22 protein-coding genes are annotated in these 23,851 nt (G+C 72.0%); 13 read left to right on the top strand and 9 right to left on the bottom strand.

Annotated features, from left to right (window positions below; genetic code table 11):
• Positions 1 to 27 precede the first annotated feature (27 nt).
• The 5 genes from ABZ876_RS10050 to ABZ876_RS10030 all read right to left on the bottom strand — a co-directional run bounded on the left by ABZ876_RS10050 (position 28) and on the right by ABZ876_RS10030 (position 3,893).
• Positions 28 to 402: a hypothetical protein gene (locus tag ABZ876_RS10050; RefSeq protein ID WP_361777206.1), complete on the bottom strand. Its 375-nt coding sequence runs from the start codon at positions 400 to 402 to the stop codon at positions 28 to 30.
• A 16-nt stretch (positions 403 to 418) separates the two neighbouring features.
• Positions 419 to 934, bottom strand: coding sequence for a roadblock/LC7 domain-containing protein (locus ABZ876_RS10045; protein ID WP_361777204.1), 516 nt, complete (start codon positions 932 to 934; stop codon positions 419 to 421).
• Between the two features lie 40 nt (positions 935 to 974).
• Entirely contained in the window at positions 975 to 1,874 is a 900-nt protein-coding gene (locus ABZ876_RS10040; protein ID WP_361777201.1) for a transcriptional regulator, read from the bottom strand.
• The gene (locus ABZ876_RS10035; RefSeq protein ID WP_361777198.1) at positions 1,871 to 2,269 is read right to left on the bottom strand and encodes a hypothetical protein; all 399 of its coding nucleotides are present in this window, start codon (positions 2,267 to 2,269) and stop codon (positions 1,871 to 1,873) included. Before ABZ876_RS10035 ends, ABZ876_RS10040 begins: the two co-directional genes overlap by 4 nt.
• A 235-nt stretch (positions 2,270 to 2,504) precedes the next feature.
• Entirely contained in the window at positions 2,505 to 3,893 is a 1,389-nt protein-coding gene (locus ABZ876_RS10030) for a diaminopimelate decarboxylase (protein WP_361777195.1), read from the bottom strand.
• A 227-nt stretch (positions 3,894 to 4,120) separates the two neighbouring features.
• Between ABZ876_RS10030 and hutU the strand changes: the two genes are divergently transcribed.
• From hutU to hutI, 4 genes are all read left to right on the top strand, one after another.
• On the top strand, positions 4,121 to 5,785 hold the full coding sequence (hutU, locus tag ABZ876_RS10025) for a urocanate hydratase (protein WP_361777192.1): 1,665 nt from the start codon (positions 4,121 to 4,123) through the stop codon (positions 5,783 to 5,785).
• Positions 5,786 to 5,853: 68 nt separating this feature from the next.
• On the top strand, positions 5,854 to 7,062 hold the full coding sequence (locus ABZ876_RS10020; protein WP_361778097.1) for an allantoate amidohydrolase: 1,209 nt from the start codon (positions 5,854 to 5,856) through the stop codon (positions 7,060 to 7,062).
• Positions 7,059 to 8,393 (top strand): formimidoylglutamate deiminase, encoded by a 1,335-nt coding sequence (locus ABZ876_RS10015; protein ID WP_361777189.1) that lies wholly within the window; start codon positions 7,059 to 7,061, stop codon positions 8,391 to 8,393. The genes ABZ876_RS10020 and ABZ876_RS10015 overlap by 4 nt, the downstream gene beginning before the upstream one ends.
• A gap of 35 nt (positions 8,394 to 8,428) precedes the next feature.
• Positions 8,429 to 9,604, top strand: a complete 1,176-nt coding sequence (hutI, locus tag ABZ876_RS10010) for an imidazolonepropionase (protein ID WP_361777186.1) — start codon at positions 8,429 to 8,431, stop codon at positions 9,602 to 9,604.
• Positions 9,605 to 9,637: 33 nt separating this feature from the next.
• Here the strand turns inward: hutI and ABZ876_RS10005 are convergent, their stop codons facing one another.
• Positions 9,638 to 11,191: a ricin-type beta-trefoil lectin domain protein gene (locus ABZ876_RS10005; RefSeq protein WP_361777183.1), complete on the bottom strand. Its 1,554-nt coding sequence runs from the start codon at positions 11,189 to 11,191 to the stop codon at positions 9,638 to 9,640.
• A gap of 190 nt (positions 11,192 to 11,381) precedes the next feature.
• On the bottom strand, positions 11,382 to 12,308 hold the full coding sequence (locus ABZ876_RS10000) for an RNA polymerase sigma factor SigF (RefSeq protein ID WP_361777180.1): 927 nt from the start codon (positions 12,306 to 12,308) through the stop codon (positions 11,382 to 11,384).
• A 249-nt stretch (positions 12,309 to 12,557) separates the two neighbouring features.
• On the opposite strand from ABZ876_RS10000, the gene ABZ876_RS09995 reads away from it, so the two are divergent.
• From ABZ876_RS09995 to ABZ876_RS09980, 4 genes are all read left to right on the top strand, one after another.
• A complete protein-coding gene (locus ABZ876_RS09995) occupies positions 12,558 to 12,926 on the top strand; it encodes an STAS domain-containing protein (RefSeq protein ID WP_361777177.1) in 369 nt (122 codons plus the stop codon).
• Positions 12,927 to 13,183: 257 nt separating this feature from the next.
• Entirely contained in the window at positions 13,184 to 13,729 is a 546-nt protein-coding gene (locus tag ABZ876_RS09990; protein ID WP_361777174.1) for an ATP-binding protein, read from the top strand.
• A 203-nt stretch (positions 13,730 to 13,932) separates the two neighbouring features.
• Positions 13,933 to 14,661, top strand: a complete 729-nt coding sequence (locus ABZ876_RS09985; RefSeq protein ID WP_361777171.1) for an LPXTG cell wall anchor domain-containing protein — start codon at positions 13,933 to 13,935, stop codon at positions 14,659 to 14,661.
• A 178-nt stretch (positions 14,662 to 14,839) separates the two neighbouring features.
• The gene (locus ABZ876_RS09980; protein ID WP_361777168.1) at positions 14,840 to 15,877 is read left to right on the top strand and encodes a hypothetical protein; all 1,038 of its coding nucleotides are present in this window, start codon (positions 14,840 to 14,842) and stop codon (positions 15,875 to 15,877) included.
• Between the two features lie 67 nt (positions 15,878 to 15,944).
• Here the strand turns inward: ABZ876_RS09980 and ABZ876_RS09975 are convergent, their stop codons facing one another.
• Entirely contained in the window at positions 15,945 to 17,483 is a 1,539-nt protein-coding gene (locus tag ABZ876_RS09975) for an oligopeptide:H+ symporter (protein ID WP_361777165.1), read from the bottom strand.
• 577 nt (positions 17,484 to 18,060) lie between these two features.
• On the opposite strand from ABZ876_RS09975, the gene ABZ876_RS09970 reads away from it, so the two are divergent.
• Both ABZ876_RS09970 and ABZ876_RS09965 read left to right on the top strand, forming a co-directional pair.
• Positions 18,061 to 18,738, top strand: a complete 678-nt coding sequence (locus tag ABZ876_RS09970; RefSeq protein ID WP_361777162.1) for a response regulator transcription factor — start codon at positions 18,061 to 18,063, stop codon at positions 18,736 to 18,738.
• 189 nt (positions 18,739 to 18,927) lie between these two features.
• Positions 18,928 to 20,205 carry an ATP-binding protein gene (locus ABZ876_RS09965; protein WP_361777159.1) on the top strand — a complete coding sequence of 426 codons (1,278 nt, stop codon included), beginning with the start codon at positions 18,928 to 18,930 and terminating at the stop codon, positions 20,203 to 20,205.
• Positions 20,206 to 20,247: 42 nt separating this feature from the next.
• Here ABZ876_RS09965 and ABZ876_RS09960 read toward each other — a convergent pair whose 3' ends face one another.
• Positions 20,248 to 20,790 (bottom strand): GtrA family protein, encoded by a 543-nt coding sequence (locus tag ABZ876_RS09960; protein WP_361777156.1) that lies wholly within the window; start codon positions 20,788 to 20,790, stop codon positions 20,248 to 20,250.
• A 210-nt stretch (positions 20,791 to 21,000) separates the two neighbouring features.
• On the opposite strand from ABZ876_RS09960, the gene ABZ876_RS09955 reads away from it, so the two are divergent.
• The 3 genes from ABZ876_RS09955 to ABZ876_RS09945 are packed head-to-tail and all read left to right on the top strand — an operon-like array spanning position 21,001 to position 23,851.
• Complete coding sequence (locus ABZ876_RS09955) at positions 21,001 to 22,140, top strand: 5-(carboxyamino)imidazole ribonucleotide synthase (RefSeq protein ID WP_361777153.1); 1,140 nt, start codon at positions 21,001 to 21,003, stop codon at positions 22,138 to 22,140.
• Positions 22,137 to 22,667: a 5-(carboxyamino)imidazole ribonucleotide mutase gene (purE, locus tag ABZ876_RS09950; RefSeq protein WP_361777150.1), complete on the top strand. Its 531-nt coding sequence runs from the start codon at positions 22,137 to 22,139 to the stop codon at positions 22,665 to 22,667. The genes ABZ876_RS09955 and purE overlap by 4 nt, the downstream gene beginning before the upstream one ends.
• Positions 22,668 to 22,672: 5 nt before the next feature.
• A complete protein-coding gene (locus tag ABZ876_RS09945; RefSeq protein ID WP_361777147.1) occupies positions 22,673 to 23,851 on the top strand; it encodes a dipeptidase in 1,179 nt (392 codons plus the stop codon).

Raw genomic sequence — 23,851 nt, 5'->3', positions numbered from 1 at the left:
CGGGCCGGGAGCGGTCGGGCCGGGAGGTCAGACCTCCAGGTCCTCCTCGATCTTCCTCAGCTGGTGGCGGGCCATCGCCAGGTTGGCGCGCTTGGCGTCGAGGACCAGATACAGGAACAGACCGTTGCCGCCGCGGCCGGTGATCAGCCGGATCAGGTGGTACTGGTCGGACAGCGTGATCAGGATGTCCTCGATCTGGCCCTTGAGCCCGAGGTGCTCCATGGTGCGCAGCTTGGCCCGTACGACATCGGTGTTGCCGGCGGCCGCGACCGTGAGGTCGAAGCTCTTGCTGCCGCCCATCGTGCCCAGCGCCATACCGGTGGTGTAGTCGACGAGAGCGACTCCGGTCGCGCCCTCGATGGAGGCGAGCGCCTCTTTCAGCGCGGTTTCGGTGTTGGCCATGTGTGAGTGTGTCCTTTCAACTTTCCGTGGTGGTGTGCGCGTTCGCGGCCGAACGTGGGCTCGCGGGGGTGCGCGCGGTACGGGTCCGCAAGGGGGCGGACCTGGCGGTGGTATCGGTTGGGGTCCTGGCGGTACGGGCCCGCGGCGGTGCGGCCCGCGGGGCGGCCTCGTCGATCAGCTCGCCGATACGGCTGCTGGAGCGGCGGCCCTCCAGATGCAGCCGGCCGACGTTGACACGGTCCTCGGCGAGCAGGGTGAGGACGGCGCCGCGGCCTGCTGCGTACGTGGCGACGTAACCGTGGACGCCGCGGACGAGCAGTTCGCGGAAGTCGCCCTGCCCCGTCGCGTCCGCCAGCCGTATGGCGACGCCCAGCGCGGCGGCGGTGAGCGCGGCGACACCCTCCGGCTCGACGCCGGCGGTGTCCTGGGCGAGGACGAGTCCGTCGACGCTGGCGGCGAGGGCGCCGGTCAGCTGGGGGATGCGGGTCCTCAGGCGGCGGAGTTCGTCGAGGACCTCGGGCTCCGCGTCCATCAGGGGTCTCCTCTCGGCGGGGCGTTGGCGTTCGAGCCGGTCAAAGGGCCTCCAGCGCATCCCTCAGCCTCTTCAGCAACGTGATGTGGGGGTCGGCGAAAGGCGGTGACAGATCGGTGGGTGCGGGCCTTGGGGTCTCGTGCGGGGGGGACAGGACCCCCGGCACCGGGCCCGGGTCCGCGTCCGGGCCGGCGCTCGGGGCCGCGCTGAAGGGAGGGAACGGGCTCGGGACCGGCGCCGGGCGGGCCGTGACGGCGCCTGCCGCCGCCAGACGCCGTACGTCGACCAGCGTGTGGAACGCCGGGCGGCCCAGGGCCCGGGAGATGTCCGCCGCAGTGCGCACTCCGTCGATCCGGTCGAGCACCTCCCCCTGGCGGTGCGGGACCGCTGTGCCCGCCGGGTGGCCGGTGCGCAGGAGAGGGGCCTCGTCCGTGGCCGGGTCGGGCCAGATGCGGTGCAGCAGCTCACGGCGGCGCAGCGTCTCGCGCTCCACCCCGGCCACCGGGACCGGGCGCACGGGGCCCAGCCAGTGTGCGTCGCCGTACCGGAAGCGGGCGGGGGCGCTGCTCGGGCCCAGGACGAAGTACGCCGCGTCGTACAGCGCCCCCAGATGGCACAGTTCCAGGGCGCCTTCACTGATGAGGCGGTTGTCGACCAGGAACCGTCCCACCCGGTGGCGTGTCCCCGCCTCGGCGACGGCCTCGCGCCAGCCGTCCTCGTCGAGCGCGCCGCGCGCGATGAGCAGGGCGTCGAGGCCCGGTGTCGCGGGGCTCTCGGCGTACACCACCTGGCCGTCGACCAGATGGAGCAGACCGCCCTCGCGCATCAGCACCCCGGTGGCCCGTTCGGCGGCGAGCCTGCTGAGCATGGGGGACAGGCCGCCGCTCGGGATCTGCGTGCGCTGCCGCATGGGCAGCGGAGGAGTCGCGACCATCGTCATCCCAGCACCAGCCGCCCGGCCATCTCGCCGAGCCGGATGCGGGCGAGGGCGAGGTTGCCTTCCGTGCGGGCCAGCCACAGGTGCAGGAAGACGCTGCTGTCGAACGTCGTCGGGACGAACCGCAGCAGGTGGTAGCTGTCCCGGTTGGCGATGATCAGGTCCTCGACCGGGCATGCGTCGTCGGACCAGTCGGCGTCGCCCTCCGGGGAGAACGCGCGGTGTTCGGCGGCCAGCCGGGCCAGCTCCGCGGCCTCCGCCGCGGTCGTCTCGTGGTCACCGCCGGGCGCGTCCCCGACCGTGCCCAGCGCGAGCCCGCTGGTCCAGTCGACCACCGCGGCGCCCCGGGCACCGGGCAGTCGCATGGCTTCCAACAGGCACTCGTCGATTCCGGGCACCCTGGCTTCCCTCCCGCCTCTGGTACGGATGAGTGACCCTGAGGCTACGCAACGTATGCGCGAGGGGTGAGTCTTCTGGCATTTTCCAGTGGAACATGCGCGGAAACACTAAGGTGGGTCAACTGACCTTGTTCACGGGGCGGTTGGGGCGGACGAGGCGCCCCGGTGCCGACCTGCGGGTATGCGGGCGATGCGCCTGGAGGGGGCCGCCGGTCCCGGGCGGCGCCCGGGCCCCTCAGAGTTCCGTCAGCGCGCTTACGCGCCCACCGCCCGACTCGGCCACGATCTCCTCGACGGTCTGCGGCTCCCGTACGACCGCGAACCGGATGCCTCCGCCCTCGTCCGGCGCGTAGCCGTACACCCCCGGGCGGGCCAGGGAGTTGTACGCGTAGTGATGCGCGAAGTAGTACGCCCCGGTGTCCAGGGCCGCCGCGTGGTCGCCCGGCTCCAGCAGCGGCAGCGCATGCGCCTGGGCCAGCAGGTCGCCCGCGAAGCACGCCGGCCCGGCCACGTCCTGCACCACGGCGGGCCCCTGCTTCGGGTGCCCCTTGGCGTCGTACGCCGCGATCCGCAGCGGCCAGGACCCCGGCGCGTACACCGTGCGGGTCGCGACCTGCACGCCCGCGTGCGTGACCGCCACGGCCCGGCCGCCCGCGCGCTTGGTGTACTCCACTCGCGCCACCACGGTCCCGTGCTTGGCCAGCAGCGACCGCCCGAACTCCGTGACCAGTCCGTACCGCCCGCCGAACAGCCCCGGAACCGCCTCCGCCAGCAGCCGCGCGTACTGCGCGAACGTCGGTGTCGTCGTGTCCGACGTGAAGTTGACCGGCAGCCCGCCGCCGATGTCGATCGTGTCGATCCGGCGGCGGCCGATCCGCCGGTTGATCTCCTCGGCGAGCGCGTAGCACTCCGCGATGCCCCGCGCCATCAGCGACAGCGGCACCCCCTGGGAGCCGGAGTGCGCGTGCAGCCGGGTCAGCCAGGGCCGGTCGGCATAGGCGCGGATCAGCCACTCGCGCGCCCCCTCGTCACGCAGCGCAACCCCGAACTTGGAGGTCGCGGTCGCCGTGGACAGCGCGTCGATCGCACCGGCCCCGACCTGCGGGTTCACCCGCATCCCGAGCGGGGAGGACGTCTTGGTCTCCCGCATGAGGGCGTCGATGCGGTCCAGCTCCTGGGGGTTGTCCGCGTTCACGGCGACGCCCAACGCCAGCGCCTCGCGCAGCTCCGGCGTCGTCTTGGCGGGCGAGTCCAGCACCGTCCGCCCCGGCTCCACTCCGGCCGCGCGGGCCAGCGCCAGCTCTCCGGGGCTCGCCACCTCCGCGCCGATGCCCGCCTCCCGCAGCAGCCGCAGCACCGGGACCAGCGGGGTCGCCTTCACCGCGAAGGCGTGCAGCACCGGGGTGCCGGGCGCGACCACCGCGTCGAAGGCCGCCCGCAGCGCGGCCGCCGACTCCCGGATGCCGACGACGTCCAGCAGGCCGACGAGGGGCGCGTCCGGTCCCAGAAGCCCCTGCTCGACGGCGCTGCGCACGGCCTCGTCCCGGCGGGCCACCCGGTTCACGTCGTCGGGGCGCCCGTCCCCGTTCCGGTGGTTCTCGTGTTCCGTCCCGCTGTGCCTCATGTCCACCGCGTCCCCCGTCCCGGCGCGCCTCATGTTCACCGCGCCCCCCGTTCCCCCGTACCGCTCTGCGCGGCCCTGTCTCCAGCCAAACACCCCCGCGGCCGCCGCGCTGGCGCACGAACGTATTGACTAGCTCTATTCATGACGCGAGGATATGAATAACCACTGCAACAGTCCCCGCGCGCCCCCCACCCGGCCGCGTGCGGTCGTCCACCAGGAGGCAGACCATGTCAGGACCCCGCCCCGTCCGAGCGCCCCGCGGCACGGAACCGAGCGCCCTGGGATGGCAGCAGGAGGCCGCCCTGCGGATGCTGCAGAACAACCTCGACCCCGAGGTCGCCGAGCACCCCGACAAGCTGGTCGTCTACGGTGGCACCGGCAAGGCCGCGCGCGACTGGCGCTCCTTCGACGCCATGGTCCGCACGCTGAAGACCCTCAAGCAGGACGAGACGATGCTCGTCCAGTCCGGCCGTCCGGTCGGCGTCATGCAGACCCACGAGTGGGCGCCCCGCGTCCTCATCGCCAACTCCAACCTCGTCGGCGACTGGGCCAACTGGGAGGAGTTCCGCCGCCTGGAGGCCCTCGGGCTGACCATGTACGGGCAGATGACCGCCGGCTCGTGGATCTACATCGGCACCCAGGGCATCCTCCAGGGCACCTACGAGACCTTCGCCGCCGTCGCCGCCAAGAAGTTCGGCGGTTCGCTGGCCGGAACCATCACCCTCACGGCCGGGCTCGGCGGCATGGGCGGCGCCCAGCCGCTCGCCGTGACGATGAACGACGGCGTCGCCCTCTGCATCGACTGCGACCCGCGTGCCATCGAGCGCCGTATCGAGCACCGGTACCTGGATGTGCGGGCCGACTCCCTGGAGCATGCCCTCCAGCTCGCCGTCGAGGCGCGCGACCAGCGCAAGCCGCTGTCCATCGGCGTCCTCGGCAACGCCGCCGAACTCGTCCCCCAGCTGCTCGCCATGGGCGCTCCCATCGACATCGTCACCGACCAGACCTCGGCCCACGACCCGCTGTCCTACCTGCCGGTCGGCGTCGCCATCGAGGACATGGCCTCCTACGCCGCCAAGGACCCGGCCGGCTTCACCACCCGCGCCCGTGAGTCGATGGCCAAGCACGTCGAGGCGATGGTCGGTTTCATGGACGCCGGCGCGGAGGTCTTCGACTACGGCAACTCCATCCGCGGCGAGGCGCAACTGGCCGGATACGAGCGCGCGTTCGCCTTCCCCGGCTTTGTGCCCGCCTATATCCGCCCGCTGTTCTGCGAGGGCAAGGGCCCCTTCCGCTGGGCGGCGCTGTCCGGTGACCCGGCCGACATCGCGAAGACCGACCGGGCCATCCTCGATCTGTTCCCCGAGAACGAGTCCCTCGCGCGCTGGATCAAGATGGCCGGCGAGCGCGTCCACTTCCAGGGCCTGCCCGCCCGTATCTGCTGGCTCGGCTACGGCGAGCGGGACAAGGCCGGTGAGCGGTTCAACGACATGGTGGCGAGCGGGGAGCTGGCCGCGCCGATCGTCATCGGACGCGACCACCTCGACTGCGGTTCCGTCGCCTCGCCGTACCGCGAGACCGAGGCGATGCTCGACGGCTCCGACGCGATCGCGGACTGGCCGCTGCTCAACGCCATGGTCAACGTGGCCTCCGGTGCGTCGTGGGTGTCCATCCACCACGGCGGCGGGGTCGGCATGGGCCGGTCCATCCACGCCGGGCAGGTGACGGTGGCCGACGGCACGCAGCTCGCCGGCGAGAAGATCCGCCGTGTGCTCACGAACGACCCCGGCATGGGCGTCATCCGGCATGTCGACGCCGGGTACGACATCGCGGAGTCGGTGGCCGGCGAGCGGGGCGTGCGGGTTCCGATGCGTGAAGGTGACGACGCGTGACGCACGCAGAACGCGGACGGGACGGGGGCGGCGCCCCCCGGCCCCTGCCCGGCAGCTCCTTCCACGAGATGTGGCGGGAGCTGGCACCCATCGGCCGGCACCCCGGCTCCGGCGGTTACCGCCGCTTCGCCTGGACCGGTGCCGACGCCGAGTGCCGTGCCTGGTTCGAGGAGCAGGCCCGGACCCGGGGGCTCGTCCACGAGGTGGACCGGAACGGCAACCAGTGGGCCTGGCTCGGGGACCCCACCGCCGGGGACGCCGTGGTGACCGGGTCGCATCTGGACTCCGTGCCCGACGGCGGCGCCTTCGACGGGCCCCTCGGGGTCGTGTCCTCCTTCGCCGCCCTGGACGAACTGCGGGCACGGGGTGTCGAGTTCGGCAAGCCCTTCGCCATCGTCAACTTCGGGGACGAGGAGGGCGCCCGGTTCGGTCTCGCCTGTGTCGGATCGCGGCTGACCGCCGGGCAGCTCACCGTCGAGCAGGCCCACCGGCTCACCGACGGCGACGGGATCACGCTGCCGCGGGCCATGGAGGCCGCCGGATACGACCCCGACGCCATCGGGCCCGACCCCGAACGGCTCGGCCGTATCGGAGCGTTCGTCGAACTGCATGTCGAGCAGGGGCGGGCCCTGGACCTGAGCGGTGACCCCGTGGGCATCGCCAGCGCGATCTGGCCGCACGGGCGGTGGCGGTTCGACTTCCGCGGCGAGGCCAACCACGCGGGGACGACCCGGCTCGCCGACCGCCGCGACCCCATGCTGTCGTACGCCGAAACCGTCCTCGCCGCCCGCCGGGAAGCCGAACTCGCCGGTGCCGTCGCCACCTTCGGCAAGATCGCCGTGGAGCCGAACGGCGTCAACGCCATCCCCTCCCTCGTGCGCGGCTGGCTCGACTCCCGGGCCGCCGACCAGACGAGCCTGGACGCCGTGGTCGGCGGTGTCGAGAAGGCCGCCCGTGAGTACGCGGAGGCCCATGGCGTCGACCTCGACGTCGTCCGTGAGTCCTTCACGCCCGTCGTCGAGTTCGACCACGCCCTGCGCGACGAACTCGCCCGCATCCTCGGCAAGGACCGGGATCCGGGGCTGACCGTCCCCGTCCTGGGTACCGGCGCCGGACACGACGCCGGAATCCTCTCCGGGAGCATCCCGAGCGCCATGCTGTTCGTGCGCAACCCCACAGGCGTCTCCCACTCCCCGGCCGAGTACGCCGCCGAGGACGACTGCCTGGCCGGGGTGACCGCACTCGCCGACGTACTGGAAGGGCTGGTCCGCAGGTGACGCAGACGTACTGGCTGGAACACGCCTGGCTCGACCCCGCCGTCGAGCCGGGCGTCGCCCTGGAGGTCGCCGACGGCCGCATCACCTCGCTCCGCAGGGGCGCCGACACCCCGCCGCCCGGCGCCGAGATCCTGCGCGGGCTCACCCTGCCCGGGCTCGCCAACGCCCACTCGCACGCCTTCCACCGCGCCCTGCGCTCCACGGTCCAGGTCGGCTCCGGCACCTTCTGGACCTGGCGGGAGGTCATGTACTCGTTCGCCGACCGGCTGACTCCCCAGACGTACCACGCGCTCGCCCGCGCCGTGTACGCGGAGATGGCGCTCGCCGGTGTCACGGCGGTCGGCGAGTTCCACTACGTCCACCACGCCCCGGACGGCACCCCGTACGCCGACCCCAACGCCATGGGCGAGGCCCTAGTCGACGCCGCCGCCGAGGCCGGCATCCGCATCACCCTCCTCGACACCGCCTATCTCTCCTCCGGCTTCGGACAGCCGCCCAACGCCCATCAGCTCCGCTTCTCCGACGGCACCGCCGAGGCCTGGGCCGAACGCTGTTCACTTCTCAAGGAACGGGATCACGCACGGATCGGTGCCGCCGTCCACTCCGTACGCGCCGTGCCCGCCGCGCAGTTGGCGACGGTGGCGCGCTGGGCCGAGGAGCGGCGGGCCCCGCTGCATGTCCACCTGTCCGAGCAGACGGCGGAGAACAACGCCTGCCTGGAGGCCCACGGCCGCACCCCGACGCAGCTCCTCGCCGACCACGGTGTCCTCGGGCCGCGCACCACCGGCGTCCACAACACCCACCTCACGGACGAGGACATCCGGCTGATCGGCTCCACCTCCACCGGAACCTGTATGTGCCCGACCACCGAGCGGGACCTCGCGGACGGCATCGGCCCGGCCAAGTCCCTCCAGGCGGCCGGCTCCCCGCTCTCGCTGGGCTCCGACAGCCATGCCGTCATCGACCTGTTCGAGGAGGCACGCGCCATGGAGCTGAACGAGCGGCTGCGCACCCGTACACGCGGCCACTGGACGGCGGCGGCGCTGCTGCGGGCCGCCTCCGCCGACGGGCACGCCGCACTCGGCTGGGAGGGAGCGGGGGTCCTGGAGGCCGGCGCGCCCGCCGACTTCACGACGATCGCGCTCGACTCGGTCAGGACCGCGGGCCCGCTGCCGCGGCTGGGCGCCGAGACGGCCGTATTCGCCGCGACGGCGGCGGATGTGCGCCATACGGTCGTGGGCGGACGGCACGTCGTGCGCGACGGGGCGCACACACGCGTACCGGATGTGCCGCGGGCGCTGGCGGACGCCGTCGAAGCCCTGCGCGCCTGACGCCCACCACCGGCCCGGCCACCCACGAGGAACCCATGAGCAGCAGCACGGTCATCACCAACATCGCCAGCCTGGTCACCAACGACCCCTCCCTCGGCGACCACTCCCCACTCGGACTGATCCGGGACGCGGCCGTCGTCATCGACGGCGACCGGGTCGCGTGGATCGGTGAGTCAAGCAAAGCACCCGCCACCGACAACCGGGTCGACGCCGGCGCCCGGGCGGTGATCCCGGGCTTCGTGGACTCCCACTCGCACCTGGTCTTCGCGGGCGACCGCACCGAGGAGTTCAACGCCCGTATGTCGGGCCGCGGCTACTCGGCGGGCGGCATCCGCACGACGGTGGCGGCGACTCGGGCCGCATCGGACGCGGAGCTGGAGGCCGGCCTGGTGCGCTACCTCACCGAGGCCCTCCGCCAGGGCACCACCACCTTCGAGACGAAGTCCGGCTACGGCCTCACCGTCGAGGACGAGGCACGGTCCCTGCGCATCGCGTCCCAGCACACGGACGAGGTCACCTACCTCGGCGCCCACATCGTCTCCCCGGACTTCGCCGGGGACCCCGCCGCGTACGTGGCCCTGGTCACCGGTGAGATGCTCGACGCCTGTGCCCCGTACGCCCGGTGGATCGACGTCTTCTGCGAGAAGGGCGCCTTCGACGGCGACCAGGCCCGCGCGATCCTCACCGCGGGCAGGGCGAAGGGCCTGCACCCGCGCATCCACGCCAACCAGCTGTCGTACGGCCCCGGTGTGCAGCTCGCCGTCGAACTCGACGCGGCCAGCGCGGACCACTGCACCCACCTGACGGACGCCGACGTCGACGCGCTGGCCAACAGCCGTACGGTCGCCACGCTTCTGCCGGGCGCCGAGTTCTCCACCCGCGCTCAGTGGCCCGACGCCCGCCGGCTGCTCGACGCGGGCGTCACGGTGGCCCTGTCCACCGACTGCAACCCGGGTTCGTCCTTCACGTCCTCGGTCCCGTTCTGCGTCGCGCTGGCCGTACGGGACATGGGGATGACCCCGGACGAGGCCGTCTGGTCGGCCACGGCGGGCGGCGCCGAGGCCCTGCGCCGCACGGACATCGGCCGCCTCACCCCGGGCGCGTACGCGGACCTGGCCCTCCTCGACGCCCCGAGCCATGTCCACCTGGCCTACCGGCCTGGCGTGCCGCTCGTCACCGGAGTGTGGCGGCGAGGCGTGCGGGTGGTCTGAGAGTGGCGGCGAGGCGTGCGGGTGGTCTGACCGTCAGGTCGCTCCCGCCCGCCACCGCTGCTCCGCGCCCCCGGTCAGCGGCGACAGCGACAGGCTGTCGTCGTCGTTCGCGGTGAGCCCGGTCTCGATGGCGATGACCGGGCGGATGACACCGTCGTCGTCCACGTTGAACATGAGGTTCCGGCCGTTGCGGCCGTAGACCGAGGAGCACTCCCAGATCCCGACGCCTCGGTCGACCGAGCCGCGGCTGTCCAGACAGAAGTCGGGGTCCGCGGACGACTGGAGGACGTTGCGCCGGGAGTCCACGCGCCAGCGCTGGCTGGGGGAGGACGTGCAGGGCACCATGACCACGTCCGTGCCGTCGTAGAAGTCCCCGCCGACCTCCAGGCACAGGCCCGAAGCGGCGTTCACCACCTGGGCGAAGGTGCCGTTCGGTGCGTGGGGCGGGGCGGGCTCCGGGGTCGGCTTCGGGCGCGCCGTCCGCGACGGCGTAAGACTCGGGGTCGAGGACCGGGACGGAGAGGGGGAGGGGGACGCGGAGGTCGGGGAGGGCGTCGGCGTCGGCGCGGGTGCCGAGAGCGTCGCCGTCACCGTCACCGGCGGCGGGATCAGGGGTGTCGCGGCGGCCGGAGCGGAGTCCCGGTCCGGTGAGCCGCCCGAGGACACGAGGAAGAGCAGCAGGGGGACGAGGGCCACGCCGAGGGCCGCCGAGGCCACGGCCAGCCGGCGGGAGTGCGACCAGGCGCCCGTCGCGGCACCGCTTCCGGCCAGGGGCTCGGCCGCGCGGCGTGTGACATAGGCCGTACCGCGCCATGGCAGCAGCCCCTCCGCGAGCGCCGTGCGCGGCTGGTCGCGCAGCGCGGACAGCTCCTCGGACGCGGCCGTGCAGTGCGGACAGTGCGCCATGTGGGCATGCAGATCGGCGCTGTGGCGGGGATGGTCCGGCCGTACGGACTCCTCGATCAGCCGGCGGAAGTCCCCGCAGCGCGGGTCGTCGGAGGCGGCGAGCCGGGCTCTGAGGGATGCCTGGCCGAGGGCCGCCAGCGCCCGCTGGGTGCGGTACCTGACGTCTTCGGGGCTCAGTCCGAGGAAGACCGCCGTGCGGTCCTCGGGTTCCCCCTCCAGGATCCCGTACCAGATGAGGCCCTGGGTGCGGGAGGGCAGGGACCGGAACGCGGAGAGCATCGGCGGGAGGGGACCGCCCGCTCCCGCCGGGCTCAGCACCAGCAGCAGACCGGGGTCGAGGCCGCCCGCCCGTTCGTCGCGGGCCCAGGAGGAGGCCAGCTGCACGGTCAGCAGCAGAAGGTGGTGCCGCAGCGGGACATCGGGGTCGCTGCCGCGTGCCGCCTCTCTGGCCGCGAGGGTGAACGCCTGCGCCGCGAGCTGCCGTGCCGCCGACTCGCCCGTCGTGCACACACGGGCGTACTCGAGCACGGACGGCCGGTGCCGCGCGCGCAGCTCCTGGAGCGCCGGATATACGTCGGGCGTATCAGCCCGCAGCAACTCGGTGAGACGCACGTCGGACGCGTCCGCGTGCACCCCGCCGGTGGCCTCGACGTCGTTGTCGGTCCCGTCGGCCCGGGCCATCCACCTGCCTCCTCGCGCCCCCGCGGCCATGCGTCAGGCCCCTGACGACCAGCCGGTTTGGTGGGTGACCATAGTGGTGGAAGAGGACTCCCGAGGAAAGAGGTTTCCGTGGGTAACCGATGGCGTGCCGGCGGATGCCGTTACGGCAACCCCCCGCCGTACGGGGTGGGTTGCCGCACAGCGTGCCGGCTCACTCCTCGACCGTGAGTGCCTTGCGCAGCCGTACCAGCGTCCGGGACAGCAGGCGAGAGACGTGCATCTGCGAGATGCCCAGTTCCTCGCCGATCTCCGACTGCGTCATGTTGGCCACGAACCGCAGCGAGAGGATCTTCCGGTCCCGGGGCGGCAGTTCGGCGATCAGCGGCTTCAACGACTCGATGTACTCGATGCCTTCGAGGCCGTGGTCCTCGTATCCGATGCGGTCCGCGAGCGCGCTCTCGGAGTCGTCCTCCTCCGGCTGTGCGTCGAGAGAGCTCGCCGTATAGGCGTTCGACGCCGCCATGCCCTCGACGACCTCGTCCCGCGAGAGGCCGAGGCGCTCCGCGAGTTCCGTCGGGGTGGGTGCGCGGTCGAGCTTCTGGGCGAGTTCGTCGCCGGCCCTCGCCAGGTCGAGGCGGAGTTCCTGGAGCCGTCGCGGGACGCGCACGGACCATGACGTGTCACGGAAGAAACGCTTGATCTCGCCGACGATCGTCGGCATGGCGAAGGTGGGGAACTCCACGCCCCGGCTGAGCTCGAAGCGGTCGATGGCCTTGATCAGGCCGATCGTGCCGACCTGGATGATGTCCTCCATCGGCTCGCTGCGCGAGCGGAAGCGGGAGGCGGCGAACTTGACCAGCGCCAGGTTGAGCTCGACGAGGGTGTTGCGGACGTACGCGTATTCGTGCGTGCCCTCCTCGAGCGACTCCAGCCGTTCGAAGAGCGTCTTGGACAGGGCCCGTGCGTCGACGGCGCCCACCTCGTCGTACGGAGGGATCTCCGGGAGATCGACCGGACCGCGCGGCGCGGGGACGCCGCCCGGGTGTGCGGGGCCGGCTGTGGGGTATGCGTCCGGTCGTACCGGAGAGGGTGTCGACGTCGCCCTCTGGGTCCGGGATGCGTCGAGCCGGGGTGACATGATGTCCTCCATCGTTTTCGGCATATGGCAGCCGATGCCAATACGTGCACTGCGGTGTGCGGCGCCTCCAAAGCCGGCCGTGTCGTACGGGTGTCCCTACTAGCCCTACCTGCTTTCGTCGGGCCGCCGCAAGTGCATCATGTGGCGAAATGTCCGTTTTAGTGGGGTTGTTCGGGTGTCGGGAAACGTGAGGAAGGCGTAGTGTTCCAGGGCGTCCACCAACAGACACGACGTCGGGAGAGAGACGGCATGGACCGCGGGACGGTCGGCAGCGCACAGTCGGGCCGACTTCTGGTCGAGGTGCGGCAAGAGGGCACGAGTGCCGTCGTGACCCCGGCGGGTGAGCTTGATCACCACACCGCCGATTTGTTGCGTGAACCGCTCGAGGACTGCCTCGAGAAGGGGTTCGCGCGCCTGGTCGTGGACTGCTCGCGGTTGGAGTTCTGTGACTCCACCGGGCTGAATGTGCTGCTCGCCGCCCGGCTCAAGGCCGAGGCCGCAGGTGGCGGGATCCATCTTGCCGGGATGCAGCCGGTGGTGGCCCGTGTGTTCGAGATCACCGGGGCGGACGCCGTCTTCACGGTGCATGACACTCTGGACGCCGCCCTGGAGCAGTAGTGCGGTGGGCGGACCCGCACCCTGGGGTGCCCCTCTGTGACCGGCGCGTTACGGGTGTCACAGGTTCCGGCCGAATCCGTGGGTGTTCCATCGGTCCGGTCGGGCAGGAGACATGCTGAACGTCGGTGGCCCCCGGCCGGGAGCCGCAGGAGAGAAGAGCCCCCGCGAAAAGCCCAAGCAGCAGCCGGCGAAAATGCCGCCCATCCCCGTAATGACTCTTAAATCGTGAACTGGTGAATCGGTGAGGTGAAGCGCTGATGAGCACCACCCGGCCCTACTCGCCGGGCGACCGCGGCCCCGAGCCCAGCGGCGCTTCCGGAACGCCTGCGCCGGGGCCGCCCGCCGAGGGCGCCTCGTCCGGCGGCTCCGGCGAGGGGGCTGCGCCCGCCCGCGGCCGGCAGTTCCGCAGGCTGGGCTTCGAGGACCAGAGCGGTGTCGTCCCGCTCGCCCGCGACTTCACCCGCCAGGCGCTGTACGCATGGGGCTGGCTGCCCGCCGCCACCGCCGACCACCGGGCCGCCGCCGAAGACGTACTGCTCGTCGTCTCCGAACTCGTCACCAACGCCTGCCTGCACGCGGAGGGTCCGCAGGAGCTGCGGATCGCCTGTGACAACAAGGTGCTGCGCATCGAGGTCGCCGACCGTGGCGCGGGCCAGCCCGCCCCGCGCACCCCGCATCGCGCCGGGCGCCCCGGCGGACACGGGATGTTCATCGTGCAGCGGCTGTGTCTGGACTGGGGAGTCGTGCGCGTGCCCGGCGTGTCGGGCAAGACCGTGTGGGCGGAGCTGGGCGCCCCCGCCTGATCCCGCCCGGCCGCACGGCGGAGCCGCCCGCGAGGCCGCGCTCCCCGTACGGGCTTCTCGTTCGCGGCGCGGACACCCCCACTCACCGCTCACCGACTGCGCGCCGAATCACCACAGATCCGGCCTGCGCTGTGTCTTCCCTCCGCACGACCCCGGGCGTACCTTGACGGCCCATCTGATGTGCCGTCAGGAATGAGGGGACCGTGTCGTACCACAAGCGAACCGCCGCCCTCGCGTCCGCCGCGGCTCTGGCCGGCTCGGCGGTGCTGCTGGCCGCGCCCACGGCCCGCGCCGACGTCGTCGACGTCAACTACCGGTGCCAGACGCCGATCGGCGTCAAGACCGCCGTGTCGCCCATCGACATCAAGGGCGTCAGGAGCGGCACCGGCTACAAGATCACCATGTCCTGGCAGAAGGGCGTCTCCTCCAGCCCGGTGGAACTGGGCAAGGGCGCGATGAACCCGAGCGCCACCATCGCGCTGGGGGGTGCCGACGGCGGCACCATGACGGTGACCGGCCTGCCCAACCAGTCGGCGATCCCCCCGAACACCCCCATCAAGGTCAACGACCTGAGCGGCACGTACACCCCGAAGAAGACCGGCAAGGTCACCTTCACGGCGGCCGTGCTGACCATCAAGGCGCTCGGCACGACGACCACCTGCTCGCCCACCAACAGCCCGGGCCCGTCCCTGACCCTCGACGTCTCCGCCTCGGGCGGCGGCCCCTCTGGGTCCACGGGTTCCTCAGGGTCCACGGGTTCCTCAGGCTCCTCCGGCTCCTCCACGAGCGGCACGGGCTCCGGCGGTCAGCTTCCGCGGACGGGCCCCGACGACTCCGCCGTCGCCCTGGGCACCCTCGGGGGCACGGTTCTGCTCGCCGGAGCGGCCGGGGTGCTGTGGCTGACCCGCCGCAACCAGGCGGTGCGCCCCTGAGCGCACCCCCGGAAGGGGCGGCGCCGCGGCTCCGCACGCCGGCACGGCCGTACAGGACGTAGCGACCGTGGCGCGGTCACGGGTTTCGGCGCGCCCGTACGGCGTCGCGGGCGCGGCCCGCCGGACCCGCGGGCGGCGGATCGCCGCCCACGCAAGCCGAGTTGACGGGAGCGGTGACGTGAAGCGGTGGATCCCGGCGCTGGCTGCGGTGCTCGCGCTCGTTCTCGTGCCCCTGCCCGCCTGGTGCACCGGCCGACCGACCGTCCACCTGTCCGCCTCCCAGGCCGGAGCGGGCGGTTCGATCACCGTGACCGGCACCGGATGGCGCCCCGGGGCGCTGCTGACGATCCTGATCTGCGGGCAGTCCGTGCCCTCCCGCGGCCTGACCGGCTCCACCGGCCTCTGCGCCAACGCCGACGGGCGGGCCGCCACCACCGACACCCGGGGGACGTTCCGCCGGGAGCTTCCGGTCGCCGAGCCGCCCGTGCCGTGCCCCTGCGTGGTGCACGTCGCCACCGTCACCGGGGCCGGGGCGGATGCCGACGCGGCCTTCCAGGTCGCCGGGCACGCGGTCGAGCCCCTGCCCGCCGAGTCCGCCTCCGGGCGCCTGTCGCTGCCGGCGGCCCCCCGGCTCGACGGTGGCGACGGACTGCTGACCTGGTTCGGGGCGCCGCCGTCCCGCACGCTCGTGTTCACCGTCGGCAACATCGGCCCCACGCCGGTGAAGGACCCGGTCTTCCGGGTCGGCACCTCCCACGGGGTGTTCGCCCCGCAGTGGGACGAGCAGCGCTGGCACGGCACCCTCGCGCCCGGCGGCAGGGCGCGGATCGAACTGCGGGTGGACCTGCCGGGGGGCGCCCACGGCGACTACACCGTCTCCCTCGAGTACGGCGGGAGGGTCCTCGCCGAACAGCCGTGGGGTGCGGGCCGCCCCTGGGGCGTCACGGTCTTCTGGCTCCTGGTCTGCGTGGTCGTGCCGACGGCCGTGTTCCGGCTCGGCATGGCCGTCGTGGACCGGGTACGGCCGCGCGGGCCGGCGGGGCGAGCGGTACGCCACCGCGGTCCGCGGCTGCCGGGGCTCCTCCCGCGCCCGCCGGGGCCGCACCCCTCGCCGCCCGTCCCCGCACCCGGCACCACGGCGGCGCTGCCCTGGTTCTCCCCGGACACGGATCCGGGGTGCGCGGCGGGCGCCGACGCTCCACCGTCCGGGACCTGACCGGACGGACACGGAAAGGGCCGCGGCACCCTGGGTGCCGCGGCCCTTTCCGTGAGTCAGGGGGACGTCAGTGGACGTCGCCCATCAGGGACCTGACCTTCCGGCGGTACATGTAGACCGCGATGCCCGCGAGGGCGGCGAGGGCCGCCTCCACGGCGACCGCTCCGGTGCCGCTGAGGTCCACACCGGCCACGGCCGGGTTGGACAGCAGGCTGGTCACCGAGTCGCCCGCGGTGACCGCGAGGAACCAGACGCCCATCATCTGGCTGGCGTACTTGGCCGGCGCCATCTTCGTCGTCACCGACAGGCCGACCGGGGAGATGCACAGCTCGCCGACGGTCTGGATCAGGTAGATGCCCACCAGCCACATCGGGCTGACCAGCGTGCCCTTGGTGGCCATGCCCAGCGGCAGCAGGAAGAAGAAGAACGAGACGCCGATGAAGAACAGGCCGACCGCGAACTTGGCGACCGTGCTCGGCTCCTTGCCCCGGCGGCTCAGCCAGATCCAGAACCAGGCGAAGACCGGCGCCAGCGCCATGATGAACACCGGGTTCAGCGACTGGTACCAGGAGGACGGGAAGTCGAAGCCCAGCAGCGAGCCGGAGGCCTTGGTCTCGCCGAAGGCCTGGACCGTGGAGCCGCCCTGGTCGTAGATCATCCAGAAGGCGGCGGCCGCGACGAAGAACCAGATGTAGCCGGTCATCTTCGACTGCTCGACAGCCGACAGCTCCTTGTCCCGCTTGATGCGCAGCAGCACACCGGCCGGGATGATCAGCCCGATGACGGTGAGCGGGATCATCGCCCAGTTCAGGGTGAAGTGGCCGGTGAAGCCGACGATGCCGTAGAAGACGGCCGCGACGGCCAGCCACAGCAGACCCTTGCGCAGCCAGGAGGCGCGCTCCGCGGCGTCCAGCGGCTTGGGGACGACACTGCTCTGCGGGTTCAGGGTGCGGGTGCCGATGAGGAAGGCCGCGAGGCCGATCGCCATACCCACGGCGGCCAGACCGAAGCCCAGGTGCCAGCTCACCTGCTGGCCGACGGTGCCGATGACCAGCGGCGCGAAGAAGGCACCCGCGTTGATGCCCATGTAGAAGATCGTGAAGCCACCGTCACGGCGCGGGTCGTCCGGGCCTTCGTAGAGGTGGCCGACCATGGTGGAGATGTTGGCCTTCAGCAGACCGGAACCGAGCGCGACCAGTGCCAGACCGGCGAAGAAGGGCGCCTGACCGCCGGGCACGGCCAGCACCACATGGCCGGCCATGATCGTGACAGCGGCGATCGCCACCGTCTTGCGGGGGCCCCAGACGCGGTCGCCGAGCCAGCCGCCGGGCATGGCGAGCAGATACACCATCGACATGTAGACGGAGTAGATCGCCGTCGTGGTGGCCAGGTCCATGCCGAGGCCACCGCCCATGCTGCCCTTCTTGGCGTCGGGGCCGCCGGAGAGCAGATAGACGACGAGGAGAGCCCTCATGCCGTAGAAGCTGAAGCGCTCCCACATCTCGGTCATGAAGAGAGTGGCCAGTCCGCGGGGGTGGCCGAAGAAGGTCTTCTCGGACCCGGGGGTGCCCGGGCGGACCGAGTCCTTCGTCAGGCTGGACGCCATGGTCGTTCCTTGCTGGTCGGGGCGCGCTGCCGTGGGTGTCCCTCCGCTCGGGCGGAGCCGAGAGTTCGGGGTTCATGCGCACCCGGTATGGGGCGGCCGGCACCGGCGGGACCGGTCGTCCACCCCCACGCCCACGGGGTGTCCGCTCCGGGTCACGGAACGGCGGACGGCGGTCACCGGGATCCACGCCTCCGTGCGCGTCTGGTCGATGCGCCCGAGGCCCGGCCACAGGTCATTCCTCAGGCTGGGGACAACCAGCCCGCACGCAAAAGAGACCTTTCAGCGTCGAGTGCCCGCCAAAGGTCTCTGGTGGTGCTACAGGCGTTTCAGTCACCATACGGCATGACAGCGTCGGATATGGAAGGACTTGAGACAGGGATCACAGGTGATCCCGCAACCTTGAACGCCTATTCGAAGGTCCATTCCAGGATGACACCTCCAAGGCGCAGGCGCGAATGCGCTCCGTGACCAAGGGCCGGTCCGCCGCGTGATCGCGGCGGAAGGTAAGAATCCGCCTGCGCCGGTCACACCCGCGATCACACCTTTGCTCTGGTCGTATGCGGACTACCATCACCCCATGACCCGTGTACTGCTCGCCGAGGACGACGCGTCCATCTCGGAGCCGCTGGCCCGTGCCCTCCGCCGGGAGGGTTACGAGGTCGAAGTGCGCGAGGACGGACCCACCGCGCTCGACGCCGGAATGCAGGGCGGCGTCGATCTGGTCGTACTGGACCTCGGGCTGCCGGGCATGGACGGCCTGGAGGTGGCCCGAAGGCTGCGCGCCGAGGGTCACACCGTCCCGATCCTCATCCTGACCGCACGGGCCGACGAGGTGGACACCGTCGTCGGTCTCGACGCCGGCGCCGACGACTACGTCACCAAGCCGTTCCGGCTCGCGGAACTGCTGGCGCGCGTCCGGGCGCTGCTGCGGCGCGGCGCCACCGAGCCCGCGCAGCCGCCCGCCACGCACGGGGTGCGCATCGACGTCGAGTCCCACCGCGCGTGGATGGGGGACGAGGAGCTCCAGCTCACCGCGAAGGAGTTCGACCTGCTGCGGGTCCTCGTCCGGGACGCGGGCCGGGTCGTCACGCGCGACCAGCTGATGCGGGAGGTCTGGGAGACGACGTGGTGGTCGTCCACCAAGACCCTCGACATGCACATCTCCTGGCTGCGCAAGAAGCTGGGGGACGACGCGGCGAACCCGCGGTACATCGCCACGGTGCGGGGAGTGGGCTTCCGCTTCGAGAAGAACTAGACGCCGCCCGGCTCGGGCGGGCGGGGCGAGGGACGCGTGGCTACGCGCGTCACATCCCCACGGCCGCGCCCATGACGGCCGAGCCGGACGACGTCACGGCTTGGCGCCCGTCGAGGGCCGCCGCCCCTGCGGGGTGCCGGGGTGCCCAGGGCACACTGGTCGTCGTAAAGCCACCGCCCGGAGGGCCTCGTGCGTCGTCGTCTCATCCAGTCCACCCTCGCGGTCGTCCTCGTCGTGATCGCCGTCTTCGGTGTCTCCCTTGTGATCGTCGAGACCCGGACGATCAGCAACAGCGCCCAGGAACGTGTCGACTCCGAGGCGCTGCGGCTCGCCAGCATCGTGGACAGCCGGCTCCTCGGCGACGAGAAGGTCAACCGCGGGATCTTCAAGGACCAGGTCACCGGGGACAGGTACGCGCTCATCGACATCCCCGGCCAGGCCCCCATCCAGGTCGGCACCAAGCCGGTCGGCGACGTCATCCACGCCACGGCCAAGGGCGAGCAGGGCGAGACCATCCGGATAGAGGAGCCCCGCTCCACGGTGACCCGCGAAGTCGGCCGTACGCTGCTGATCATCGGCCTGGTCGCGCTGCTCGCGATCGTCGCCGCGGTCCTGCTCGCCGTGCGCCAGGCCAACCGCCTCGCCTCCCCGCTCACCGACCTCGCGGAGACCGCGGAGCGTCTCGGCTCCGGCGACCCGCGGCCACGCCACAAGCGCTACGGCGTCCCGGAGCTGGACCGGGTCGCCGATGTCCTCGACGCCTCCGCCGAGCGGATCGGGCGCATGCTGACGGCCGAGCGGCGGCTCGCCGCCGACGCCTCCCACCAGCTGCGCACGCCGCTGACGGCACTGTCGATGCGTCTGGAGGAGATCACCCTCACGGATGACCCGGACACGGTGAAGGAGGAGGCGACCATCGCGCTGACGCAGGTGGAGCGGCTCACGGACGTGGTGGAACGGCTGCTGACCAACGCCCGCGACCCGCGTACCGGCTCCGCCGTCTCCTTCGACCTCGACGAGGTCATCCAGCAGCAGCTCGCCGAGTGGCGCCCCGCCTACCGCAGCGCGGGGCGGGCGATCGTCAGCTCGGGCAAACGGCATCTGCGGGCCGTGGGCACGCCGGGCGCGGTGGCCCAGGTGCTGGCGGCGCTGATCGAGAACTCCCTCATGCACGGCGGCGGCACGGTCGCGCTGCGCACCCGTGTCACCGGAAACCAGGCAGTCGTGGAGGTCACCGACGAGGGGCCCGGAGTACCGCCGGAGCTGGGCTCCCGCATCTTCGAGCGCACGATCAGCGGCCGCAACTCCACGGGCATCGGCCTCGCCGTCGCCCGGGACCTCGCGGAGGCCGACGGCGGCCGCCTGGAGATGCTCCAGGCGGAGCCCCCCGTATTCGGGCTGTTCCTGTCGCGCACCCCCGTCAAGGTGCCCCCGCCGGGTGACGAACCGGAGCCGACGGTCAGGTGAGCCGGAAGGTGCCCGGACGCCGGGAGGCGCTCGGGCGAGCGGTCAGCGGTTGACGCGCTGGCCGTCGTGGCGCCGCCGTTCCGCCTGCTCGAGTATCGACTCCGCGCCCGCCACGGCCTCGCCGGCCGGCATCGCGCGGAAGACCCACGAGCGGTACGACCAGAAGCGGAACAGCGTGCCGAGGCCGATGCCGAGGAACTTGAAGAAGTTGCTCTGCAACGGGCTGTGCCAGCCGAACCCGTACGTCGCCACGTACAGCACGCCGTTCTCGATCACCAGCCCCGCCGCGCTGAACAGCAGGAACAGCGTCATCTCGCGGGTACGGCCGCTCTTGTCCCGGTCCCGGTAGGTGAAGTAGCGGAACCCGACGTAGTTGAAGACGATCGCGACGACCGTGGCGATGACGCTCGCCCTGACCACCTGAAGGCCGGTGACGTTGCGCACCAGGTTGAACACCAGGAGGTTGACCAGCAGCCCCACCCCGCCGACCGCCCCGAACTTGGCGATCTCGCGCAGCAGCTGCTCGAACTGCCGGCGCACCGCGCCCCGGGGTTTGTCCTGCAGGCCCGTGGAACCACTGCCCATGGTGTCGCCAGCCCCCGTCGGGTCGGGTCGGGTCGTATCGGTCGGTCGTATGCGTCGGCCGGTCGGCGGGGCGCGCCGAGCGGTTCCGCCAACCCCGTCATGCTAACCAGCGGCCGTGGGCGGCGCCCAGGGAGGACCGTATGAGGACGGAAAGAATGCCGTGGGAGGGACGGAAACCGGCCGCCGTGGCGTGGCCGATACCCTAGGGGCGTGACGTTTCCTGTAGTCGGCATGGTCGGCGGGGGCCAGCTCGCTCGTATGACACACGAGGCGGGCATCCCGCTCGGCATCAAGTTCAAGCTCCTCAGTGACACCCTCCAGGACTCCGCGGCGCAGGTCGTCCATGACGTGGTCATCGGCGATTACCGCGACCTGGACACGCTGCGTGCCTTCGCGCGGGGCTGCGACGTGATCACGTTCGATCACGAGCATGTGCCCACCGAGCACCTGCGGGCCCTGGAGGCGGACGGCATCCCCGTGCGCCCCGGCCCGGACGCGCTCGTGCACGCCCAGGACAAGGGTGTGATGCGCGCAAAGCTCGATGCGATCGGGGTGCCGTGCCCACGGCACCGGATCGTCAGCGACCCGGCGGACGTGGCCGCGTTCGCCGCGGAGGGCGGGGGCTTCCCCGTGGTCCTCAAGACCGTCCGCGGCGGCTACGACGGCAAGGGCGTGTGGGTCGTACGGTCGGCCGAGGAGGCCGCCGAGCCGTTCCGCGCCGGTGTGGCCGTCCTCGCCGAGGAGAAGGTCGACTTCGTCCGGGAGCTGGCCGCCAACGTCGTACGGTCGCCGCACGGCCAGGCCGTGGCCTACCCCGTCGTCGAGTCGCGGCAGGTCGACGGCGTCTGCGACACCGTGATCGCACCCGCCCCCGACCTCGACGAGGAACTGGCGCTCAAGGCCGAGGAACTGGCCCTGACGATCGCCAAGGAACTCGGTGTCGTCGGCCACCTCGCCGTCGAGCTGTTCCAGACCCGCGACGGCCGTGTCCTCGTGAACGAGCTGGCGATGCGCCCGCACAACTCCGGCCACTGGAGCCAGGACGGCGCGATCACCTCGCAGTTCGCCAACCACGTCCGGGCCGTCCTCGACCTCCCGCTCGGCGACCCCCGCCCGCGCGCCAGGTGGACCGTCATGGTGAACGTCCTCGGCGGCGACTACCCCGACATGTACTCCGCGTACCTGCACTGCATGGCCCGCGACCCCCAGCTGAAGATCCACATGTACGGCAAGGACGTGAAGCCCGGCCGTAAGGTCGGCCACGTCAACACATACGGCGACGACCTCGACGACGTGCTGGAGCGCGCCCGTCACGCTGCCGGCTATCTGAGAGGGACGATCACGGAATGAGCCCGGTCGTAGGCATTGTCATGGGGTCGGACTCGGACTGGCCCGTCATGGAGGCCGCCGCCAAGGCCCTCGACGAGTTCGAGATCAGGTACGAGGTCGACGTCGTCTCCGCGCACCGCATGCCGCGCGAGATGATCACCTATGGCGAGCACGCCGCGGACCGCGGTCTGAAGGTGATCATCGCGGGGGCCGGCGGCGCCGCCCATCTGCCCGGCATGCTCGCCTCGGTCACCCCGCTCCCCGTCATCGGCGTCCCCGTCCCGCTGAAGTACCTCGACGGCATGGACTCGCTGCTGTCGATCGTGCAGATGCCCGCCGGTGTGCCGGTGGCCACGGTCTCGGTGGGCGGCGCCCGCAACGCCGGTCTGCTCGCGGCCCGCATCCTCGCCGCCCACGACGAGGAACTTCTCGGCAAGATGCGCGACTTCCAGCACGACCTCAACGACCAGGCCACCGAGAAGGGCAAGCGGCTGCGCGCCAAGGTCGACGGCGCGGCCGGCGGCTTCGGCTTCGGCTCGGGGAAGTGACCGCGATGAGCTCGGTGGAGGCAGCCCGGGAGCTCCTGCGCGCGTTCCCCGTCGTCGACGGTCACAACGACCTGCCCTGGGCCCTGCGCCAGCAGGTCCGCTACGACCTCGACGCCCGTGACATCGCCACGCACCAGAACGCCCATCTGCACACCGACATCCCGCGGCTGCGCGAGGGCGGGGTCGGTGCGCAGTACTGGTCGGTGTACGTCCGCGCCGACCTGCCCGACCCGGTGCCCGCGACTCTGGAACAGATCGACTGCGTCCGCCAGTTGATCGCCCGTCACCCCGCGGAGCTGCGCCGGGCGCTGACCGCCGCCGACATGGAGGCGGCGCGCGCGGAGGGCCGGATCGCCTCCCTGATGGGCGCGGAGGGCGGCCACTCCATCGCGAACTCCCTCGGCACCCTGCGCGGGCTGTACCGGCTGGGCGTGCGCTATATGACGCTCACCCACAACGACAACGTGGCCTGGGCGGACTCGGCGACGGACGAGCCGGGCGTCGGCGGCCTGTCGGCCTTCGGCCGCGAGGTCGTCCGGGAGATGAACCGCCTCGGCATGCTCGTCGACCTCTCGCATGTCGCCGCCACGACCATGCGGGACGCGCTGGACACGACCGACGCCCCGGTGATCTTCTCCCACTCCTCCGCCCGCGCGGTGTGCGACCACCCGCGCAACATCCCCGACGACGTCCTCGAACGCCTCCCCGCGAACGGCGGCGTGGCGATGGTGACGTTCGTGCCGAAGTTCGTCCTCCAGGCGGCCGTCGACTGGACGGCCGCGGCGGACGACAACATGCGTGCGCACGGCTTCCACCACCTCGACACCACCGCCGAGGCCATGAAGGTGCACCGCGCCTTCGAGGAGCGCAACCCCCGCCCGGTAGCCACGGTCGCGACGGTCGCCGACCATCTGGACCACATGCGCGAGGTGGCGGGCATCGACCACCTCGGCATCGGCGGCGACTACGACGGCACGGCGTTCACCCCGGACGGTCTCGACGACGTCTCCGGCTACCCCAACCTGATAGCGGAGCTGCTGGACCGAGGCTGGTCGACCTCCGACCTGGCCAAGCTGACCTGGCAGAACGCCGTGCGGGTGCTGGGCGCGGCCGAGGACGTGGCCCGCGACCTCCAGGGGCGGAGAGGCCCGTCGAACGCGACGCTGGAACAGCTGGACGGCTGA

The organism is Streptomyces sp. NPDC046931, assembly GCF_040644655.1.
Lineage (GTDB): Bacteria > Actinomycetota > Actinomycetes > Streptomycetales > Streptomycetaceae > Streptomyces.
This window is presented reverse-complemented; position numbering and strand designations above follow the sequence as displayed.

Excerpts from the sequence above, each read along its gene's own strand:
- ABZ876_RS10045 (WP_361777204.1), bottom strand. The coding sequence starts at position 934 with ATGGACGCGGAGCCCGAGGTCCTCGACGAACTCCGCCGCCTGAGGACC.
- hutI (WP_361777186.1), top strand. The coding sequence starts at position 8,429 with ATGAGCAGCAGCACGGTCATCACCAACATCGCCAGCCTGGTCACCAAC.
- ABZ876_RS09970 (WP_361777162.1), top strand. The coding sequence starts at position 18,061 with ATGACCCGTGTACTGCTCGCCGAGGACGACGCGTCCATCTCGGAGCCG.
- ABZ876_RS09975 (WP_361777165.1), bottom strand. The coding sequence starts at position 17,483 with ATGGCGTCCAGCCTGACGAAGGACTCGGTCCGCCCGGGCACCCCCGGG.
- ABZ876_RS10005 (WP_361777183.1), bottom strand. The coding sequence starts at position 11,191 with ATGGCCCGGGCCGACGGGACCGACAACGACGTCGAGGCCACCGGCGGG.
- ABZ876_RS09990 (WP_361777174.1), top strand. The coding sequence starts at position 13,184 with ATGAGCACCACCCGGCCCTACTCGCCGGGCGACCGCGGCCCCGAGCCC.
- ABZ876_RS10050 (WP_361777206.1), bottom strand. The coding sequence starts at position 402 with ATGGCCAACACCGAAACCGCGCTGAAAGAGGCGCTCGCCTCCATCGAG.
- ABZ876_RS10040 (WP_361777201.1), bottom strand. The coding sequence starts at position 1,874 with ATGACGATGGTCGCGACTCCTCCGCTGCCCATGCGGCAGCGCACGCAG.
- hutU (WP_361777192.1), top strand. The coding sequence starts at position 4,121 with ATGTCAGGACCCCGCCCCGTCCGAGCGCCCCGCGGCACGGAACCGAGC.
- ABZ876_RS10000 (WP_361777180.1), bottom strand. The coding sequence starts at position 12,308 with ATGTCACCCCGGCTCGACGCATCCCGGACCCAGAGGGCGACGTCGACA.
- ABZ876_RS09995 (WP_361777177.1), top strand. The coding sequence starts at position 12,558 with ATGGACCGCGGGACGGTCGGCAGCGCACAGTCGGGCCGACTTCTGGTC.
- ABZ876_RS10030 (WP_361777195.1), bottom strand. The coding sequence starts at position 3,893 with ATGAGGCACAGCGGGACGGAACACGAGAACCACCGGAACGGGGACGGG.
- ABZ876_RS10020 (WP_361778097.1), top strand. The coding sequence starts at position 5,854 with ATGTGGCGGGAGCTGGCACCCATCGGCCGGCACCCCGGCTCCGGCGGT.
- ABZ876_RS09960 (WP_361777156.1), bottom strand. The coding sequence starts at position 20,790 with ATGGGCAGTGGTTCCACGGGCCTGCAGGACAAACCCCGGGGCGCGGTG.
- purE (WP_361777150.1), top strand. The coding sequence starts at position 22,137 with ATGAGCCCGGTCGTAGGCATTGTCATGGGGTCGGACTCGGACTGGCCC.
- ABZ876_RS09945 (WP_361777147.1), top strand. The coding sequence starts at position 22,673 with ATGAGCTCGGTGGAGGCAGCCCGGGAGCTCCTGCGCGCGTTCCCCGTC.